At 57.8% G+C, this 20,710-nt stretch carries 16 protein-coding genes and 1 pseudogene; 8 read left to right on the top strand and 9 right to left on the bottom strand.

Annotation, left to right across the window (positions count from 1 at the left end; all coding sequences use genetic code 11):
- A partial coding sequence (locus tag B4M48_RS16650; protein ID WP_288657312.1) for an Rpn family recombination-promoting nuclease/putative transposase occupies positions 1-223 on the top strand: 223 nt, incomplete at its 5' end.
- 388 nt (positions 224-611) lie between these two features.
- Here the strand turns inward: B4M48_RS16650 and B4M48_RS16645 are convergent.
- Entirely contained in the window at positions 612-1,559 is a 948-nt protein-coding gene (locus B4M48_RS16645) for a sulfonate ABC transporter substrate-binding protein (RefSeq protein WP_288657311.1), read from the bottom strand.
- 94 nt (positions 1,560-1,653) lie between these two features.
- Positions 1,654-3,543: a sigma-54-dependent Fis family transcriptional regulator gene (locus B4M48_RS16640; protein ID WP_288657310.1), complete on the bottom strand. Its 1,890-nt coding sequence runs from the start codon at positions 3,541-3,543 to the stop codon at positions 1,654-1,656.
- 276 nt (positions 3,544-3,819) lie between these two features.
- Here B4M48_RS16640 and ssuD point away from each other — a divergent pair, with 276 nt between their 5' ends.
- The 5 genes from ssuD (at position 3,820) to B4M48_RS16615 (ending at position 10,794) form a co-directional block, all read left to right on the top strand.
- Complete coding sequence (gene ssuD / locus B4M48_RS16635) at positions 3,820-4,974, top strand: FMNH2-dependent alkanesulfonate monooxygenase (protein WP_104085968.1); 1,155 nt, start codon at positions 3,820-3,822, stop codon at positions 4,972-4,974.
- Positions 4,975-5,003: 29 nt separating this feature from the next.
- Complete coding sequence (locus B4M48_RS16630) at positions 5,004-6,416, top strand: FAD/NAD(P)-binding protein (RefSeq protein ID WP_288657307.1); 1,413 nt, start codon at positions 5,004-5,006, stop codon at positions 6,414-6,416.
- 69 nt (positions 6,417-6,485) lie between these two features.
- On the top strand, positions 6,486-7,892 hold the full coding sequence (locus B4M48_RS16625) for an LLM class flavin-dependent oxidoreductase (protein WP_108570312.1): 1,407 nt from the start codon (positions 6,486-6,488) through the stop codon (positions 7,890-7,892).
- Positions 7,893-8,123: 231 nt separating this feature from the next.
- On the top strand, positions 8,124-9,584 hold the full coding sequence (locus B4M48_RS16620; protein ID WP_288657306.1) for an MFS transporter: 1,461 nt from the start codon (positions 8,124-8,126) through the stop codon (positions 9,582-9,584).
- Complete coding sequence (locus B4M48_RS16615; RefSeq protein WP_288657305.1) at positions 9,577-10,794, top strand: monooxygenase; 1,218 nt, start codon at positions 9,577-9,579, stop codon at positions 10,792-10,794. Before B4M48_RS16620 ends, B4M48_RS16615 begins: the two co-directional genes overlap by 8 nt.
- Positions 10,795-10,827: 33 nt before the next feature.
- Here B4M48_RS16615 and B4M48_RS16610 read toward each other — a convergent pair whose 3' ends face one another.
- From B4M48_RS16610 to B4M48_RS16585, 6 genes are read right to left on the bottom strand one after another with little or no spacing between them, the layout of a single operon-like run.
- Positions 10,828-11,478, bottom strand: coding sequence for a methionine ABC transporter permease (locus tag B4M48_RS16610; protein ID WP_104085963.1), 651 nt, complete (start codon positions 11,476-11,478; stop codon positions 10,828-10,830).
- A complete protein-coding gene (locus B4M48_RS16605; protein ID WP_288657302.1) occupies positions 11,462-12,565 on the bottom strand; it encodes a methionine ABC transporter ATP-binding protein in 1,104 nt (367 codons plus the stop codon). Before B4M48_RS16605 ends, B4M48_RS16610 begins: the two co-directional genes overlap by 17 nt.
- A gap of 2 nt (positions 12,566-12,567) precedes the next feature.
- Positions 12,568-13,374, bottom strand: coding sequence for a MetQ/NlpA family ABC transporter substrate-binding protein (locus B4M48_RS16600; protein WP_288657300.1), 807 nt, complete (start codon positions 13,372-13,374; stop codon positions 12,568-12,570).
- A gap of 24 nt (positions 13,375-13,398) precedes the next feature.
- Positions 13,399-14,757, bottom strand: a complete 1,359-nt coding sequence (locus B4M48_RS16595) for an LLM class flavin-dependent oxidoreductase (protein ID WP_288657298.1) — start codon at positions 14,755-14,757, stop codon at positions 13,399-13,401.
- Positions 14,754-15,944, bottom strand: coding sequence for an SfnB family sulfur acquisition oxidoreductase (locus B4M48_RS16590; protein WP_288657297.1), 1,191 nt, complete (start codon positions 15,942-15,944; stop codon positions 14,754-14,756). Before B4M48_RS16590 ends, B4M48_RS16595 begins: the two co-directional genes overlap by 4 nt.
- Positions 15,945-15,953: 9 nt before the next feature.
- Positions 15,954-17,165, bottom strand: a complete 1,212-nt coding sequence (locus tag B4M48_RS16585) for an SfnB family sulfur acquisition oxidoreductase (RefSeq protein ID WP_288657295.1) — start codon at positions 17,163-17,165, stop codon at positions 15,954-15,956.
- Between the two features lie 509 nt (positions 17,166-17,674).
- Here B4M48_RS16585 and B4M48_RS16580 point away from each other — a divergent pair.
- Positions 17,675-18,664: an Rpn family recombination-promoting nuclease/putative transposase gene (locus B4M48_RS16580; protein WP_288657293.1), complete on the top strand. Its 990-nt coding sequence runs from the start codon at positions 17,675-17,677 to the stop codon at positions 18,662-18,664.
- Positions 18,665-18,809: 145 nt separating this feature from the next.
- Positions 18,810-19,058 (top strand): annotated as a pseudogene (locus B4M48_RS16575) (Rpn family recombination-promoting nuclease/putative transposase); the annotation flags it as partial.
- Between the two features lie 409 nt (positions 19,059-19,467).
- Here the strand turns inward: B4M48_RS16575 and B4M48_RS16570 are convergent.
- Positions 19,468-20,709: a M20 family metallopeptidase gene (locus B4M48_RS16570; RefSeq protein ID WP_288657291.1), complete on the bottom strand. Its 1,242-nt coding sequence runs from the start codon at positions 20,707-20,709 to the stop codon at positions 19,468-19,470.
- Position 20,710: the final 1 nt, after the last annotated feature.

Genomic DNA, 20,710 nt, shown 5'->3' with positions numbered 1-20,710 from the left:
CTTTATCCGTGAGCTGGCGCTGCGGGTACCACAACATGAGGATGAACTGATGACGATTGCACAGCAGCTTGAGCAGAAAGGCCGTCAGGAAGGGCGACAGGAAGGCATACAGGAAGCGAGCCTCAAAATCGCCCGCAATCTGTTGAAGAATGGTATGGACATTCAGTCTGTTATGAATGTGACTGGTCTGACTGAGGAAGAGCTGAAGCACTCTTGTCACTGAGTATTTTATCTTCACGCCTCCCATACCTCAGCTCATGCAAAAGAGCTGTGACCTGAGAATCAACTCCTGCCGATTTTGCCGTTGCCTGATAAGCTTTTTGAACTGCGATAACTGGTCATAATCAGCCAAAGTAGTTTAACAAAAAAAAGCGCCATTAAGTTCGCATAATCATAATTATGTTAAATTAAGGCTTGAGCTATGACTGTAAGCGAGTAGATTCAGCTTGCTGCACTCATACTCCTGACGCGATTGAGCCATAAATTTGAAGAAAATCATATTAATATCAGAATGCTCTTTACGTTGGGGCTAAGCTCAAAGAGTCAGGCAGTGAATTAACGCTCCTCTCTATCAGGCAGAGGCCTGGATCGCGAACCTCTGCCCGACCGCCCTATTTTTTATCCTGTGACCAGGTCGCGCTGCGGATATCGACCTTTACCGGCAGCAGGCCAATCCGCGTAAAGGTATCAGCCAGGGCCTGCTGCTGCGTAAAGACTTCAGGCGTCATGCGCTCTGCGCCAAAGGGCATCCTTGCCAGCGCGCGCTGCCAGATGGGCTGCGGCAGACCGGTTGAGGCAGACATGATTTTTGCCGCCTCATCCTGGTGCTGATTGGCCCAGGCGCTAAGTGTGCCCAGCTCATCTATCACCTTGCTGGCGACTGCCGGATGACCTTCCGCAAATTTGCGGCTGGCCAGATAGAAGGTGTAGTGCGGCACCAGCCCTTCGGCGTTGCTGATTAACCGGGCATGGGCGTTGGTTTCAACTTCCGCGTAGTAAGGGTCCCAGATAACCCACGCATCGACCGCGCCACGCTGGAAAGCCGCCCGCGCATCGGCGGGCGGCAGATAGACCGGCGTAATATCCTTATAGCTTAGCCCTGCCTTCTCCAGGGCTGTGACCAGCATATAGTTAACGTCAGACCCTTTGTTCAGCGCCACGCGCTTACCCTTGAGGTCCGCCACACTTTTGACAGGTGAATCGGCCGGAACGACAATCGCTTCGGTTTTCGGATTAGCTGGCGAGTGCGCCAGATAAACCAGATCGGCCTGTGCTGCCTGGGCAAACGCAGGTGGCGCGTCGCCGGTGGCCGCGAGATCGATACTGCCGATATTCAGACCTTCCAGCATCTGTGGTCCGGCGGGAAACTCAATCCAGTGAACCGCAATCCCCTGCTTTTTAAACTCCTCATCCAGCGTGCCGCGATATTTGAGCAGAGCGAAGATGTTTGCTTTCTGAAAACCGATATTTACCGTATCGGGCTTATCGGCTGCCTGGGTGTTGAATGCAAATCCCGCCTGGGCGGCAATAATTAGTGCGCTGAGTAAAACTTTTTTCATTTCTCATTCCTGAGCCTGTTGTAGTCAGCGCAACATAACAAACGCAGGTTCAGGCGCTTAGCGATGAAAAGTTCGATGCTTAGCTGAAAAAACGCTATGGATGCCAGACGGACTCGCGAACCCGAATTGCGCGACTAAGCAATCCCAGCGCATAGAAGCGATCAGCGATCATCTGCTGCTCCCGGATGATGGCCAAACTCATCCGCTGCGTCTGGTGGCTGCGTCGCGTCAGCGCGTGCAGCAGAGAGGTTGTCGGGATGCCCAGTTCAGTTGAGAGCAGGCCTGCCGCTTCTGCGCGGTGCGCATCAATGTAGCGGCCGGTCTGCTCCAGCGCGGCCAGCAGAACCGCTATCAGATCTCCGGCATGTGCGGCGAACCCGCGTTCAGCAAGGTAGAACTGATGGTTGCTGACCCGGTCGCTGCCGTCAGCGATAACCCTGAACCGCCCGCTGTTCTCTGCATCACTGAGCAGCGGATCCCACATCATCCAGGCATCCACGGCGTTGAGATCGCTGGGCGTTAACGGATATTTAGGTGGCGCGTAGAGGATGCGCACCTCATCCAGGCCTAACCCCGCTTCATCCAGAATCTGTAACAGCAGGTAGTGAACGTTAGAGCCCCGGTTTACGGCGATGCGTTTTCCTCTGAGATCGCTGACGCGCTGAATCGGACTACTGTCTGGCACCACCAGCGCGACGCTCTGCGGTGCTGCGGGTTCCCAGGCGACATACAGCATCGGGCTATGATCGGCCTGCGCAAACAGCGGCGGCACCTCCCCCGTGGTGCCAAAATCGATCTCCTTATTGCTGAGCGCATGCAGCAGCTGCGGGCCAGCGGGAAACTCACTCCACAGTACGCTGACACCGCGATCGGCCAGCTGCTGCTCCAGTGACTGACGGGCTTTCAGGATCCCCAGACTGCCGAACTTCTGATAACCGATGCGCAGCTCGCGCTCTTTTGCGGCAGGCTGAAAGGCGGAAGCGCTGCGCGGAGGCATGTGACTGCGGCGTGGCCTGATGATCCCAAGGTGCCCGAGGTGCGTCCGCAGCGTATGACGGCTGATGCCAAGCAACGCGGCAGCCTGAAGCTGATTGCCCTGCGTCAGTTCCAGAGCATTTCTGACCAGCGCGGCGATCATCCGCGGATAGAGCGGTGTCTCGCTTTGCTGCATCTGCTGTTTCAGAAACTGATCCATCGCCTCTTCGCCCGGCGACGTCCCGGGACCTGTCAGCGGGCTCAGCCGGAGCTGCTGCGGTGTCACCAGCGCGCTCTGACTAAGCAGTACGGCATTGTGTAGCGTATTCTCCAGTTCCCGGATGTTGCCCGGCCAGCTGTAGGCCATCAGCGTCGCCAGCGCCTCGTCGCTGAGCCGGAGCTGAGGACGGCCAAGCCGGCGCGCATAGAGCTGCAGAAAGTGATGCGCGAGCACGGGTATGTCTTCGCAGCGCTGTCGCAGCGGCGGCAGCGTGACGCTCGCCACGTTGAGTCGGTAATAAAGATCCTCCCGGAAACGCCGCTCGCGAATGGCGGCCGCCAGATCGCGATTGGTGGCTGCGATAACCCGCACATTGACTTTGATCGCTCTGGAGGAGCCGACACGGGTGATTTCACGCTCCTGCAGCACACGCAGCAGTTTTATCTGCAGCGGCAGGCTCAGTTCTCCTACCTCATCCAGCAACAGCGTGCCGCCATCTGCGGCCTCGAACCAGCCGCTATGACGATTCTGCGCGCCGGTGAACGCCCCTTTCTCATGACCAAAGAGTTCGGACTCTGCCAGGCTTTCGGTGAGTGTGCCGCAGTTGACGGCCAGGAAAGGCTTATCTCTGCGTGCGCTGTGATAATGCAGATAGCGCGCCATGACCTCTTTACCTGTTCCGGTTTCACCAATAATCAACACGGTCGCATCCGTCGGCGCAAGCTGATCAAGCACGCTCTGAAACGCCTTTGAGGCGGGATCGATCAACTCTGGGGTGGCAATCTGCATCGTTTTTTTACCGGCTAAACGGGGAAACAGAGACCATACCGTGCGGCCGCCCCGGAAACGAGAGGCTCAGAGTATTTGAGTGTTGCCAATGCGGCAGAGGGCGGCTGCCGCTGTTGCAAATGCAACAGCACCGGCAAAACGTTATCCATCCTATCCTGATGATTATAAAGAAAATATATTCTGGTTAGTTCTGGCACGATTACTGCTAACAGCTATATAACCAAAGTAATTATCCCTATGTAATAAATTCAAATATCGTTATAAAGGAATCTGCTAATGAGCCATGTGACACAGGAAAACCTCAACCTCTTCTGGTTTCTGCCGACCCACGGCGATGGGCGCTATCTGGGCACGACGGAGGGTGGCAGAGCGGTCGATTTACCCTACTTACAGCAGGTTGCGCTGGCGGCAGATAATCTGGGTTTTTATGGTGTATTAATTCCGACCGGGAAGAGCTGCGAAGATTCATGGCTGGTGGCGTCGGCGCTGGCCCCGATCACCAAAAAGCTGCGCTATTTAGTGGCCGTGCGTCCGGGCCTGCAGCCACCCAGTCTGGCCGCACGCATGGCCGCCACGCTGGACCGTCTTTCCGGAGGGCGGCTGCTGATAAACGTGGTAACCGGAGGCGATCCGGTTGAAAACAAAGGCGACGGAATTTTTCTGAGTCATGCTGAACGTTATCAGGTTACACGGGAGTTTCTTGAGGTCTACTCGCGTCTGCTCAAAGGCGAAAAAGTCGATTTCAACGGCGATCATATCCGCGTCGAAGGCGCCGAAATCCTCTTCCCCCCGGTGCAGGAAAATGGCCCGCCGCTCTATTTTGGCGGCTCCTCGGATGCGGCTATTGACGTGGCGGCCAGTCAGATCGATAGCTATCTGACGTGGGGCGAACCGGTTGAGCAGGTGGCGGAGAAGCTGGCGGTCGTCCGTCAGCGGGCGGAGGAAAAAGGCCGGACGCTCTCCTATGGCATTCGCCTGCATGTCATCGTGCGTGAAACTGAAGAGGAAGCCTGGGCGGCTGCTGACCGGCTGATCTCGCATCTCGACGAAGAGACCATTGCGGCGGCCCAGAAAATCTTTGCCCGCATGGATTCGGCCGGACAGGCGCGGATGAGTGCGCTGCATCAGGGCTCACGCGAGAGCCTGCGCATCGGCCCCAATCTGTGGGCAGGCGTGGGGCTGGTGCGGGGCGGTGCAGGCACCGCGCTGGTAGGCAGCCCGCAGCAGGTTGCCGACCGTATTCGTGAATATCAGGCGCTGGGGATCGAGAACTTTATCTTCTCCGGTTATCCGCATCTCGAAGAGGCGCATCGCTTTGCCGAGCTGGTAATGCCGCTGTTACCGCTGGCGGCCAACGCCGAAAAGAAACAGCGCAGCGTAAATACCGGCCCGTTTGGTGAAACGATTGGCGGCGACCGCCGTCCGGGTTAACCCGCGTTAACAGAAGAGAAGGCTCGCTTATGTTGCAACAGCAGATTGTTATTATCGGCGGGGGATTCACCGGCACCGCGCTGGCGATCTATCTTGCCAGACAGGGCCAGCCGGGCCTGAACGTGACGGTGATTGAACCGCGTGACGAACTGGCACAGGGCGTGGCCTACGGCACCCGCGATCCGGCGCACCGTATTAATGTTCCGGCTTCCAGAATGCAGCTTGCGGGCGATGAAGAGGGTCTGTTTGATCGTGACTTCCGGGCCTCGCCCGGCTATCTGAACGACCCGGACGCGTTGTGGCATGACGGCAACGTCTATCCGCAGCGCGGTGAGTTTGGTCGCTGGGTAAACGCACAGTTTATCCATCAGCAGAAACACTCTCCGGTGACGCTGAGACACCTGCAGGACAGCGCCTTATCGCTGCGGAACGGGGTCGTGACCACCGCCCGTGGAGAACGGATCCGGGCGGATCAGGTAGTACTGGCTATCAGCCATCCCCCGCCCGCGCTGCCTGCGCGGCTGAAGCAGCTACAGGCGCATCCCGGCGTGATCGCTGACCCCTGGCAGCGTGATGCGCTGACGCAGATTGCGCCAGACAGCCGGATAGCGATTATCGGCTCGGGCCTGACGATGTCGGATGTTGTCGCCTCGCTGCACCGCCAGCAGCACCGGGGTCACATCACCGTTTTCTCCCGTCGCGGACTGCTGCCGCGCGCCAATCTGAGCGGCAGTGAGGCGGCCTACAGCCTGGATTACAGTCAGCCGCAGTCCGCGACCGCGCGCGGCTGGTTACAGCGGGTGCGTCAGGAGGTTAAACGGGCAGCGGTGCTGAATCTGCCCTGGCAGCTAGTGCTGGATGATATCCGCCGCAACGGTCAGCGTATCTGGCAGAGTTTACCGCTGCCGGAACAGCAGCGTTTTCTGCAGCATCTCCGCCCCTGGTGGGATGTTCACCGCTATCGCATCGCGCCACAGGTCAGTCAGGTTCTCTCACAGCTGCAGGCCAGCGGTCAGCTCTCGCTGCGTGCCGCCCGTCTGATTGCGGCTGAACCGGCCGATGACGCGCTGCGGCTGACGCTGCGTCTGCGAGGAGCCGATCAGGAGGTTTGCGAGGTGGATAAGGTAATTGTGACCACCGGCCCGGCGCACAACGCGCTGCTGGACAGCAACCCGCTGCTGAGCCAGTTACAGGGTGACGGCGTGATCCAGCCCGATGCGCTGGCGCTGGGCATGCGGGTAAACGCCTTGTCGCAGGCTGTGAATACACAGGGTGAAGCCAGCCCCCGGCTTTATGTCGCCGGGCCCGCCGCGCGCGGGCGTTTTGGCGAGCTGATGGGACTGCCGCAGGTAGCCGAGCATGCTGAATCCGTCGCGCGCATGTTGCTCAGCGCTACGCCCTCCTCCATCAGCGAGCGATGTCCCGGCTTCCTGACGCACTGATCCCCTTCTCACAATATCAATCTGAAAGAGCGGGCGGCAGCGTGATGCCGCATCCGCTCAGGAGCTGCTATGTCATCGAAACGTGAAATTCGTCTGAATGCTTTTGATATGAACTGCGTCGGTCATCAGTCTCCCGGCCTGTGGGCGCATCCGCGCGATCGCTCGTGGCAGTACAAGGACCTGACCTACTGGACCGATCTGGCGCGTCTGCTGGAGCGCGGTAAATTTGACGGGCTGTTTATTGCCGACGTGCTGGGTGTTTATGATGTGTACAACGGCAACAACCAGGCGGCTATCCGTCAGGCCACGCAGGTGCCGGTTAACGATCCCCTTGCGCTGATCACGCCGATGGCGCTGGTCACGGAACATCTGGGGTTTGGTCTCACCGCTTCGCTGTCATTTGAACACCCCTACCCCTTTGCACGCCGCCTCTCGACCCTCGATCATCTGACCAAAGGCCGTGTCGGCTGGAATATTGTGACCTCCTATCTGGAAAGTGGCGCACGGAATATCGGTTATCAGGCTCAGACCGACCACGACGCTCGCTACGACTATGCGGATGAATATCTCCAGGTTGTCTACAAACTGCTGGAAGGAAGCTGGGAAGAGGAGGCGATACTGCGTGACCGCGAACGCCGTATTTTCAGCAATCCCGATAAAATCCATCCGATTAACCATCAGGGCACCTTTTTTCAGGTGCCGGGAATTCATCTGTGCGAACCGTCACCGCAGCGCACCCCGGTACTCTACCAGGCGGGGGCGTCCAGCCGCGGCAAGGCGTTTGCGGCGGAGCACGCGGAATGTGTGTTCGTTGCAGCGCCGTCGAAAGTGCTGCTGAAAAAAACGGTAGCGGATATTCGCCGGCGGGCCGCAGAGGCGGGACGCGACCCGCGATCCATCCTGATCTTCAATTTGCAGACTGTGATTGTGGGCGAGACGGACCTGGCGGCACAGGCGAAATGGCAGGAGTACAAAAGTTATGTCAGTTACGAAGGGGCACTGGCGCTGATCTCCGGCTGGACCGGTATCGATTTTGGCCAGTATCAACCAGATCAGGTCCTGAAGCATCTGCACACCAACGCGATTCAGTCAGCGGTTGAGACATTTTCCACCGCCGATCCCAACCGTCAATGGACGGTACAGGGGCTGGCAGACTGGGTTGGCATTGGCGGATTTGGTCCGTTGCTGGTAGGCAGTGCTGAAACCGTGGCAGATGAGTTGCAGAGTTGGGTTGAGGAGACCGATGTGGATGGCTTTAACCTCGCTTACGCGGTGACGCATGAAACCTTTTCCGACGTGGTGGAGCTGCTGGTGCCGGAACTGCAAAAGCGCGGTGTCTATAAGCAGGCTTATCAGGCGGGCACGCTGCGTGAAAAACTGTTCGGACAGGGGCCACGATTGACCTCGCCGCATCCGGGAGCCGGGTATCGTCGTACATCAGACATGAAACAGCAGCCAGAAAGCGAAAAGGTCTGACGGAAACAGGAGAGGTCAGCCCTTTGCCCGCTCTGTTTCGGGCAGTAAAAAACAGACAGCCGCCGGACAGAACCGGATAAGTCAGACGATTTATCCGGTTTTCCGCATGCCCGAGATTTGATTTTAACTTATTGAATTTATTGTAATAATTATCCGAAATTGTTGGTTGTTTACCCGGGGGGCTGAACTTATAACAGCTGCGTTGCCTGCTTAAATAATAACGAGGATACGATGAGTACACTGAATATTGACGACACCCTGACCGCCCCGCCGCCGCATTCCACACCGGTTCGTTCGGTCAGTGATGTGGCCCGGCTGATTAACAGTAACAGTGAGAAAAACAGTTACGCCCGCTGGATCGTATTTCTGGCGCTGGGCGGCGTATTTCTTGATGCTTACGATCTCACGACGCTCTCTTATGGCATCGATGATGTGGTTAAAGAGTTTGGGCTGACTCCACTTCTCACCGGGCTGGTAACATCCTCCATCATGATAGGGACCATCGTGGGTAATCTGGTCGGCGGCTGGCTGACCGACAAATATGGCCGCTATTCAGTTTTTATGGCGGACATGCTGTTCTTTGTCGTCTCGGCTATCGCGGCGGGCCTGGCGCCCAACGTCTGGGTCCTGATTGGCGCGCGTTTTCTGATGGGCGTCGGGGTCGGGATCGACCTGCCGGTCGCCATGGCTTATCTCGCTGAGTTCTCGAAATTCTCCGGTAAAGGCAACAAAGCGTCGCGCCTTGCCGCCTGGTGCCCGATGTGGTACGCCGCTTCCTCAGCCTGCTTTTTTATCATTTTTGCGCTCTACTTCCTGTTACCTGCCGCGCATATCGACTGGCTGTGGCGCGCCTCGCTGCTGTTTGGTGCCGTACCGGCCCTGCTGATTATCGCGGTGCGCAGTAAGTTTATGAATGAGTCACCGCTGTGGGCTGCAAATCAGGGCGATTTGAGCGGTGCCGTGCGCATTCTGCGCGACTCCTACGGCATTATTGCGCATGAAGAGCAGCCTGAAAAAACTAAGGCCGCGAAAGCGGCCCCGAAAGTGAGTTTCCGCGTGTTGTTTCAGAAGCCTTACCGCGAACGCACGATCGTCAGCGCAGTAATGAACGTCTGTATCGCCTTTGAATACACCGCCATTGCTTTCTTCCTGCCCTCTATTCTGGCGCAGTTCCTGGGCGCGGGCGTGTTTGAAACCATCTCTGCCTCCCTGGGACTCAACGCACTGTTCGCCTTTACCGGCGGTTTGCTGGGGATGCGGCTGGCGTGGAAGTTCCCTTCCAGGCATGTGGCGATTGCCGGCTTTGCGCTGCAGTTTATCGCGCTGATCTCCCTGGCGCTGATTGGTCATCCGCAGGCGACGATTGGAGTAGTGTTTGCCGTGCTGATGCTGGGACTTTGGCTGTTTGCTGAAGGGTTTGGACCCGGCGCGCAGTTAATGATCTATCCCGCACTCTCCTATCCAACCCATATCCGCGCGACCGGCGTCGGTTTCAGCCGCTCGCTTTCGGGAATCGGCAGTGCGCTGGCGCTATTCATCCTGCCGATTCTGCAGGCCCGGTACAGCACCGATATGTTCTGGATTGTCTCACTCGCTGCGCTGATCCCGATAATTTTCCTGCTGGTCGTCCGGTTTGAACCGACCCGACAGGACATTGATGAACAACCCACCACAGGAGAAGATCATGTCTGAATTAACCCGGACTGAGTTTGCGGCACTGACCGAACAGTTCAGGCCGCTGTTTACCCGTATCGCCGAAGCCGCCTCCAGGCGTGAAACAACGCGTACACTGTTGCATAAGCCCATCGCCTGGCTGAAAGAAGCCCGCTTTGGCACGCTGCGCATCCCGAAAGAGGAAGGTGGCTTCGGGGTGTCACTGCCTCAGCTCTTTTCGCTGCTGACCGCGCTGGCCGAGGCGGATTCAAACCTGCCTCAGGCACTGCGTGCACACTTCGCGTTTGTTGAAGATCGCCTGAATCAGCCTGCGGATGCTGAACGGCTTCGCTGGTTTCGCCGTTTTGTGGATGGCGAGCTGGTGGGCAGCGGCTGGAGTGAAACGGGCACGGTGAAACTGGGTGAGGTCATCACCCAGGTTTCCCTGGCACCGGATGGCTGGACGATCAGCGGTGAAAAGTTTTACAGCACCGGAACCCTTTATGCTGACTGGATCGATGTTTTTGCCCGGCGAGCCGACAACAGCCGCGACGTGATTGCGCTGGTCAGCACGCACCAGAATGGCGTTGAGCGTGACGATGACTGGGATGGGTTTGGACAGCGCCTGACCGGCAGCGGCACCACGCGTTTTGATCAGGCCCATATTGAGTCCGCTCATGTGTACGATTTCAGTACGCGCTTCCGCTATCAGACTGCCTTTTATCAGCACGTTTTACTCTCTACCCTGGCCGGTATTGGCCGGGCAGTAGTGCGTGATGCGGCACTGGCTGTGGCGCAGCGTAAGCGGATTTACAGTCACGGCAATGCGCCACAGGCCAGACAGGATGTGCAGGTGTTGCAGGTTGTGGGCCAGATCAGCAGCTGGGCCTGGGCAGTAGAAGCGGCCGCTGAGCGCGCCACTCACGCTCTGCAGCGGGTGTTTGAGCTTGAGCAGAATGGTGCCGGTGAATCCGCACGGCATGCGGCTAATGTGCTGGCCGAGGTGGAGTCAGCCCGGGCGCAGGCCGTGGCGACAGAGCTGGTGCCCCGCGCTGCGACTGAGCTGTTTAATGCGCTGGGGGCGTCCGATACCCGCGTCAGCAAGGCGCTGGACAGGCACTGGCGCAACGCCCGTACGGTCTCCTCGCACAATCCGGTGATCTACAAAATCCGCAATGTGGGTGACTGGGAAGTAAATGGCAGCGATCCGACCTTTATCTGGCAGATAGGGAACGGCGGGGGCGCGTGATAAAAAAAGGCCGGGGGAACCCGGCCTCAGGGGCTAACGATGATTCAGCCGACGCGATAACCGATCGCCGCAGAGCTGAAGCAGGGTCACCAGCGCGACCAGCACCACGATCACGGTCACCATCACCTGCATATCGAAACGCTGATAGCCATACCGATAGGCCAGGTCGCCCAGGCCACCGGCACCGATGGCACCCGCCATCGCCGACGCATTGATCATCGTCACCAGCGTAATGGTGAAGCCGCTGACGATGCCAGGCCGCGCTTCAGGCAACAGCACATGCCAGATAATATGCCAGCGGTGAAAGCCCATCGCCTGCGCCGCTTCCGTCAGTCCTTTATCCACTTCACGCAGGCTCACTTCGGCAATGCGGGCAAAAAACGGAGTAGCTGCAAGGGTCAGCGGCACCACTGCGGCCCAGACGCCATAGGTCGTACCGACTATCCAGCGGGTAAATGGGATTAGCGCCACCATCAGGATCAGAAAGGGAACCGAGCGAAAGAGATTAACCATCCAGCCCAGCACCCGGTTGAGTACCGGACTGGGGAAAAGATCCCCGCGTCCGCTCACCACCAGAAGCACCGCCATCGGTAATCCCAGCAGCAGCGCCAGCGCCGAAGAGACCCCGACCATCAGCAGGGTATCCAGCAGTGCGCTCCATAAACGTTCAATAGCCTGTGACATAACCTGACACCTCCAGTTGATCGGCGATATGCGACAGCTGAGCGGTCACTGCCTGCGCTTCATGCCGGGCATCCAGCAGGACCAGCATCTGGCCAATCGGCTTCTGTGTCACCCACTCAATCGCGCTGTAGATCACGGTGATTTCACCCGGAATCAGGGCGCTCAGCGCACCGATATCCGGCTGAGCACCCTGCCCGGTGTAGCGCAGCCGCAGTAACAGCCGGGCATCGGGCTGCAGGCGGCGGTCGCTCAGGCGGCTGGCGACCGATTCTGGCAGTGTCTGATGATCGGGATTCAGCAGCTGTCGCGTGGTCTCCTGCTGCGGATCGCTGTAGACCTGCCAGACCGGGCCGCGCTCAATGATTTCACCCTGGTCGATCACCGCCACGTTGTGGCAGAGGTCGTGAACGACATCCATCTCATGGGTGATGAGGACAATGGTAATGTGGCGCTGCTGATTGATTTTCTTCAGCAGCGCCAGGATGGCGCGCGTGGTTTCAGGATCGAGTGCCGAGGTCGCTTCGTCACACAGCAGCAGCTCCGGGTCGTGCACCAGCGCACGCGCAATGCCGACGCGCTGTTTCTGTCCTCCGGAAAGCTGAGCGGGCCAGGCGTGCTGACGCGACTCCAGCCCGACCAGCGCCAGTAACGCATCCACTTTACGCGCCCGCTCAGCCGCAGGCACACCCGCAACCCTGAGCGGCAGCTCGATGTTCTGCCGGACCGTTTTGGCGGAGAGCAGATTGAAGTGCTGGAAAATCATGCCGGTGCTGCGCCGCCATTCGACCAGCTGGCGGGTCGTCAGCGCGCTGATGTCGGTGCCATCGATGACAATCCGCCCGCTGCCAGGCTCTTCGAGCCGGTTAAGGCAGCGGATCAGTGTCGATTTGCCCGCTCCGCTGCGGCCAATGATGCCGAAAATCTCGCCGCGCTGGATCTGCAGCTGGATGTTATACAGCGCATCGACCGCCTGACCGGGATAGCGTTTGCTCAACGCTTCCAGGGTAATGTGCGCGGCGCCGCTGGCCTGTGTGGCAACGGCGGAATGAGGTAATGGGCTGGTTTCCGGATAGCTAACGCTGACCATGATTACTGGCTCCAGCCCGGCTGATAAAGCTTGCCATAGAAACTGTCGAGGCTGGCGCGCACCACCGGCGAGTGCTGATAAATATCGACAAATTTTGCCAGGCGCGGATCGTTCTCATGCCCCTGACGGATCACGAACTGAATAACATATTCAGGGTGTTCCAGCCCATCAAACAGCAGCGCCTGATTGGGGTCGATCGTTTTGGCCAGACGCAGATAGTGCGGATAACCCTGCGCAAGATCGACCTCTTCCAGTGAGCGTGAGAGCTGCACCGCTTCAACTTCGATGATTTTCAGTTTCTTCGGGTTGCTGACGATATCGTCGGGAGTGGATTTGAGCCCGGCATTCGGCTTCAGCGTAATCAGTCCCGCTTTCTGTAAAAGGAGTAATCCGCGGGCACCGTTTATCGGGTCATTAGCGATGGCCACGGTACCGCCTTCGGGTATCTGGTCAATCGCGCTGTGCTTTTTCGAGTAGAGCCCGATGTTGTTGATGATGGCGGGCGCGTAGGCGACCAGATGGAAGCCACCGGACTGGTTTGCATTCTCCAGAAAAGGCTTATGCTGGAACAGGTTAACGTCGATGTCGCCATTTTCCACGCTGACGTTAGGGGCGGTCCAGTCGGTGAACTCGACCAGATCAACCGCGAGTCCCTGCTTCTTCGCTTCCGCCACGGCGGTTTCCAGCGGCGGGGCAAAGGCGGCAGTCGTCCCGACTTTCAGCGGTCCCGAATAGTCTGCAGCGGCAACGGCACTGAGGGTCAGCAGTATCGCGCCCAGCGCGGCGCGTAAGGGTTTAATACGTGTCATGATGATTCCTTGAGATTAAACAGTTCAACGGTGTCCGGTGGCATGACGCCAGTGCGCGGCCGGGTGACGATCGGGCAGGCGATCCTGCCGGAAAATTTTGTTGCGCAGTGAGCCGGGCTGATAAGCCGTTTTATAACGACCGCGCTGTTGTAATTCCGGTACGACCAGCTCGATAAAATCGCGGTAACTTTGCGGGTTGAGAATGCGTGTCAGATTGAAGCCGTCGATATCCCCCTCATCCATCCAGTGCAGCAGCGCGTCCGCCACCTGAGAGGGATTACCGATAATCAGCGGATAGCGGCTGCCCATGGCGTGCTGCTCCAGCAGGCGACGGCGGGTCCAGCCGCTGTAGGCCTGACTTACCGACTCAATCGCACGGGTTTCACCATTGACGATCGGCTCATCCAGGTCGAAGGCGGCCAGATCGAGACCAATTGAGCTGGAGAAATGGGCAATACCGGCTTCCGGGCTGGCATAGGCCAGATAGCTCTGGTGCTTCCCCTGCGCTTCGCGCTCGGTCGGGGCGACAATCACGCCGACACCCATAAAAATGCGTATATCGTCGGCACGGCGACCCGCTTCTACCGCAGCCTGGCGCAGACGCTTTGTCTGCTGGCGCATCGCGGCGGGTGTGGCGGCATTGACGAAGGTACACTCGGCATGACGGGCAGCGAACCGGATGCCACGCGCTGACGTGCCGGCCTGGAACAGCAGCGGCGTACGTTGCGGTGAAGGGCTGCTGAGGTGATAGCCCTCAACCTGATAGAACTCTCCCTGGTGCTTTACCGGGTGAATTTTGCTGGCATCGGCATAGAGGCGGTTCTGGCGATCTATCACCAGCGCATCATCCTGCCAGCTTCCCTCCCAGAGCTGGTAACTGACGTCGAGAAACTCATCGGCCTGGGCATAGCGCTGGTCATGCGCCAGCAGCTGCTTATTGCCCATTGCCCGCGCCGCGCTGTCCAGGTAGCCGGTGACGATGTTCCAGCCGATGCGTCCCTGAGTGAGATGATCCAGCGTTGAGAGGCGACGGGCAAAGGGATACGGCGCTTCATAGCTAAGGTTGGCGGTAACGGCGAAGCCCAGATGCTCTGTGACTCCCGCCATGGCGGAAACCAGCATCAGCGGATCGTTAACCGGCAGCTGAATCGACTCGCGCGCCGTCAGCGCGATCCCCTGCTGATAAACGTCATAGACGCCCAGAATATCGGCGATAAACACGCCGTCGAACAGGCCCTGTTCCAGCAGGCGCGCCAGATCTGTCCAGTAACGCAGCGTGTTAAATTCCGTAGAGTGATCCTGAGGATGTGTCCACATGCCGTGATGAATGTGACCGACGCAGTTCATATTGAAAGCGTTAAGCAGAACCTGTTTCTGGCTCATAGCGTGCCCCGGCGGGCGGGCAATACGCCATTGAGCAGATAGTTGCCTATCGCAGGATATTTCCAGCGTACCGGGTCGTGCAGGGTATGCGTGCGCGCATTGCGCCAGTGGCGGTCAAGATTGTATTCCCGCAGGCTGGCGCGTGTGCCGCCGAGTTCAAATAGCAGGTTCGCGGCTTCCAGAGACACCTCTGTTGTCCAGGCCCGTGCTTTGGCCACCTCAACAGAGGCCAGCGCGACCGTGCCGGCGTCGGGCTGCCGTTGCGCCGCATCAACGGCCGCTGCCGCCTCTTCTATCAATGCCTCGCCTGCCCGCAGCCGCGCAGCCAGACGGCCGGTGCGATCAAGCGTTAAGGGATCGTCGCTGGCGCGGCTCATACCGCTGTCTGGCCAGGGTCTGGCACGCTGACGCAGAAAATCGAGCATATCGTTAAAGGCGGCCTGCGCAATGCCCTGATCGATAGCGGCATGCAGAATCTGGGCAAACGGCCCAAGAGCGGTGGGACGCTCAAAGGCCGACTGAAACGGCACGACATCATCTGGCTCGACCGGGACATTATCGAACAGCACGCTGCCACTGCCGGTGGTGCGCTGACCAAAACCACTCCAGTCGTCGATCACCGTAACGCCCGGTTGATGGCGCGGCACAAACACCAGCTGCTCTATGCCCGCTTCATCGCGCGCCGCAGTGGGAATACGGTCGGCGAACAGCGCGCCGGTGGCGTAGAATTTGCTGCCGTTGAGGACGTTGTTACAGATCGCTGTGGTACGCTGATGCGCGGCGCGGGCTGAAAATTCTGCCAGCGCATTTCCCAGATGGACGCCAGCCAGCACTTCACCGTAAAAGCGTTGTTTCTGAGACTCGCTGCCGTTAAGGCGCAGGACTTCCAGCGCGTAGAAATGGTTCTGCGGAACCTGACCCACTGCCGCATCGGCCTCGCTGAGCAGGCTAATCACCGAGGTCAGCGTGGCTGTCGACGCCGCGATACCGCCATAGGCTTCGGGCACGGTAATCGCCCCTAATCCGGACTGAAACAGTGCCCGCAGCGGATGATGCGGTAACTCACGTTCGCGATCCCGGGTTGCGGCACCTTCACGGAACTGCTGCGCCAGCTGTGCGGCGACATCCAGCGCCTGCTGTTCGCTGCGCACGCTCTCCGCTGGCTGTTTCGGCTGAACCTGACTCATACTTTCTCCTTAAATCCACGCATGACGCGCGGGATAGACTGCATTCAGGTAGTAGTTGCCGATAGCGTGGGTTTTCCAGCGCACCGGGTCGTGCAGGGTGTGGGTGCGCGCGTTGCGCCAGTGGCGATCCAGACCATGCTGTAGCAGCGTGGCGCGACTGCCGCCCCACTCCAGGAGCTTTTCGCTGGCTCGCAGGGCGATCTCCGTGGTCAGCACTTTGGCTTCTGCCACGGCAATTGAGGCGGCTGCGCTGTTTTCGGCTGTCAGCGCGGCCGGGTCTGTGGCGTCGAGCACGCGGGCCGCCCTTCGCAGCAGGGCATTGGCGGCGCTCAGTTCGGTACTGATGCGACCGATATCGGCAAGGATATAAGGATCGTCCGTGTTGCGCGCCACGCCGGCATCGACCCAGGGACGGGAGTGATCGCGAACGAACGCCAGCGCATCGTCCAGCGCGCCCTGCGCGATGCCGGCATCGATCGCCGCCTGGATGAACTGTGAAACGGCACCGCGCAGCGTCGGTTTCTCCGGCGACGGTAGCGGAATAATCCAGGCCGGATCGACCGCCACCTGATGAAGCCTGACCGTGCCGCTGGCCGTGGTACGCTGCCCCATGCCAGACCAGTCATCGACAATCTCTGCGCCTGGGGCAGGCAGCGGGATGAAAGCCATCACAGGCCTGTCATCATCCTGAAGAGCGGTGGTAACCAGAATGTCGGCAAACAGCGCGCCGGTTGAATAAAACTTCTCTCCCGTCAGAAACCGCGCGTTCTCATCTCCGCTCAGCCGGGCCTGAACATCACGCGTATGACGGGTATTTTTTTCAGGACCACCGTTACCCAGCCGGTTGCCGTTCACGACGGCCTGCAGCAGCGTTTGCTGCTGTTCCGGTTCGCCTTCGCCCAGGATGAACTGAATCAGCCCAAAGTGATTCTGCGGGATCTGGCCCAGTGAGGGATCGCTGGCGGAGATAATGCGAAAAACCTCGGCCAGGGTTTGATAGTCCAGCCCGCCTCCGCCAAAACGACGCGGAACGCTGATACTGCCCAGACCAAGCCGGGTGAACTGATTCAGCAGATCAACGGGATAAATCCGCTGCTGATCGCGCTCAACGGCACCGGGCTTCGCCTGCTCAGCCAGCGATTGCGCCGCCTGAATAGCCTGTTCGCGTCGGGTGATGACCGCCGCCTGACAGGTTTCGGGTACAGTAAAAGAGAGATTCATGGCGTTTCCAGTAAAAAAAGGGCGTCAAAGCATGCAGGCTGAATTAAGCCCGTTACATTTATTAACAGAGTGAGAGCGATAATAGTCAGTTGTTCAAAACGAAGTAAATAGCGTGGTTATTACAATATCCGCAAAGCTAATCAGGAATTGAGCTTTGATTTTTATAGCGTCCCTGAGGGGATTTAATGGAAGTTTACTGGCAAACGCCTCTGAGATATTCAGAGGAAAAATATTCATGCCTGTTTAATTATGCTTTATTGACTCTCATTTTCTGGCAGTGCTGCAGAAGGGTGAACAGATATTTTCCAGCCCCTGTCATCCCACACGTAATAGAACAGGTAATGTATTTTGACGTGTGGGCCATATTTGAAGGCAAAAATATAAACGCCTTTGTCTGTCGCTTTATTACTGGCGTGCAAATAGTTTCGGACATCTGATGAAAATGGTTCCAGGCACAGCGCTTTTGCTGTCATGATATTATATTCTCGTTATTTGATGAGTCAGCACGGATGAAGAAGAAAAACAGCACGCCCACGCCTCACGACGCGACTTTCAGGCAATTTCTTACGCAGCCGGAGATTGCCCGGGACTTTATGGAGCTTCACCTCCCGACAGAGCTGCGCTCGCTCTGCGATCTCAGCACCCTGAAGCTGGAGTCTGGCTCTTTCGTGGAGGATAATCTGCGGCAATACTTCAGCGATGTTCTTTACAGCCTGAAGACCACCGCCGGAGACGCTTACGTTCACGTGCTCATTGAGCACCAGTCTTCCCCGGACCGGCATATGGCTTTTCGCCTGCTGCGCTACGCCGTGGCCGCCATGCAGCGCCACCTTGAGGCCGGGCACAAGAAGCTGCCACTGGTGATACCCGTGCTCTTCTATACCGGAAAACGCAGCCCGTATCCCTATTCCACCCGCTGGCTGGATGAGTTCGATAATCCGGCAGTCGCGGAGAAACTATATGGCGGCCCCTTTCCCCTGACAGACATCACCGTTATCCCGGATGATGACATCATGAATCATCGCAGCATGGCAGCGCTGACCTTACTACAGAAGCACATACACCAGCGCGATATAGCCACGCTGACCGACCGGCTGGCCACACTGCTGATGGCGGACTATCTTTCTTCATCTCAGGTGACAGTGCTGATACACTATTTACTGCAGGCAGGAGAGTCGGCCGACTCTGAAGCCTTCGTTCGCGAACTGGCACAGCGTGTGCCGCAACATGGAGATGCACTCATGACCATTGCACATCAGCTCGAGCAGAAGGGCATTGAGAAAGGCCGCATGGAAGGACGCATGGAAGGACGCATGGAAGGACGTATGGAAGGCCGCATGGAAGGTCGCCAGGAGGGGATTCAGCTTGGCGAGCAGCAAGGCATTCGCGCAGCAACCCTGAAAATTGCGCGAACCATGCTACAGAGCGGTCTTGACCAGAATATGGTTATGCAGATGACCGGCCTGACTGAAGACGAGCTGGCGGAGATTCACCACTGAGCAGCCCAGCCATTTCTGAGCGATCTTTCAGGTATCCAGATATGTTTTCTGAAGCTCCCGGTTCCTTCCTGGAGAAGATGTTTCAGAAATCACCTTCGCTCTCTTTTTCTTTTCAGCCTGGCAGGAATATAATCCCCGGCGATAACGAATCCCGCAACACGGAGATGCACTCATGACCATCGCACAGCAGCTCGAGCAGAAGGGCATTGAGAAAGGACGCATGGAAGGACGCATGGAGGGGATTCAGCTTGGCGAGCAGCGAGGCATTGAAAAGGGCAAACGCGCAGCAAGCCTGAGAATTGCGCGAGCCATGCTAAAGAATGGCTTCGACCAGAATATGGTCATGCAGATGACCGGCCTGACTGAAGATGATCTGGCGCAAATCCGGTACTGACTGCTTCGCAGATCGTTCTTACTTATCGCCAGGCCGTCAGATTTAGCCTCACCCCTGCTTTGCTGGCCGGATCTCTCTTTTTATCGCAGATGATACTGCCGGGCCGCCATATTGGGCTCTCAGTAATCAGCCTCCGTTAATCGGGATTCAGCCCGCCATAACGGCTTGTTCATCGTCTGATTCAGAGCCGCATTGCTGTATATCTGTATTTAACCTGTTCCCTGCACCAGATATCCACTATAGACAGTAAAGTCGCTTTTTGGGGTCCGCTGAAGAGATAATTCGCCGCGCCGATTTGCCGTTTGTTGTTGTTTTGTCAGCGTTTTTGTCACTCATCCCATAAAGCCCTGAAGGCTCATTAACGCCCTTCTTCCATCTACAGTGGTCAGTCGCGCAGCTTCCTGCGCAGTCATACATCCCGCTTCACTGGCTGTTCATCCTGCTGGCAGATATCCAGAATGGCGAGCAGATAGATGCGTACCATATCAAGATATTCGCTTATCTCGACGCGCTCGTCAGGCATGGTGTTGTACTTTCCGCCGGGTCCGCAGACGATACCTTCCATGCCCGCATGCTGATAAAAGTGTGCTGCATCGGTACCATAAAAGGCTGGCGGTGTGATCGCCCCGGTGGGCTGCTCGGTGCCGCGCACGGTTTTCCAGGCGCGGTTTACCGCCTGCACAATCGGTGACGCCGGTGAGACTTCAAAAGGCAGCATGGTGGGCTTGTCGCGGATACCGTCATCAAACAGCTTCGCTTTCAGGCCTGGATACTGCTGACAGAGCCTGTCGAGCAGCGCCTGAAGATCGGCCAGCACGCCTTCAACGGTCTGGCCGGGTGCAAAACGCGCCGATCCTTTCAGACGGACAAAATCAGCAACCTGCGGCGGACGCCACTCCTCCAGCTCTCGCCCCAGCGCACCGTGCACCGTACCGATATGGCCGCGATTAATTTTCCGATGTTCGTCGCTTTTAGCGCCGCTGAAAATCATGCCGTTGATTTGCGGAATCAGTTCAACTGCGGCGCTGATAGCATCGACCGCCTCTTCCCGTTTTGAAAGGTGACGCGTATTACCGGTTAGCTCGATGGTAAACATCAGCGAACCGGCATGCATGGTTAATGCCTGTAAATCGGTGGGTTCAGCATTGATAAAGTAGTCAGCGCGCACGCCCTGCTCTATAGCTGCCAGCGTTCCTATCCCGCCCTGTAACTCGCCCACAACATACGTGAGGATCACATCTCCTTTGAGTTTTACGCCGGCATCAATGAGCGTCTTCAGCGCGCAGAAATAGGCGGCATCGCCTGCTTTCATATTGGAAACACCGATACCGTAAATGAACCGATCGTCAATTTTGCCGGCCCAGGGATCGACGGTCCAGCCTTCGGTAACCGGGTTGGTGTCAAGATGCCCGTTAAACAGCAGGCTGTGACCGCCGCCGCTGCCTGCCAGACGCCCAATCGCATTAAGACGATCGCCCGTCACCTTCTGCAGCTCTGTTTCCAGCCCGAGCTGCGACATCTGTTCAGCCATAAAGCTTGCCAGCGCGCGTTCGCCGTCGGTGGCACTGTAGCTTTTGTGCTGCACCATTTTGGCCAGGAAAGAGAGACAAAACGCGCGATCGATATGATGGATTAACTGTTCAGGATTCATG

This window comes from Pantoea sp. UBA6567, from assembly GCF_002434165.1.
In the GTDB taxonomy this organism is placed as follows: Bacteria; Pseudomonadota; Gammaproteobacteria; order Enterobacterales; family Enterobacteriaceae; genus Pantoea; species Pantoea eucrina.
This window is presented reverse-complemented; position numbering and strand designations above follow the sequence as displayed.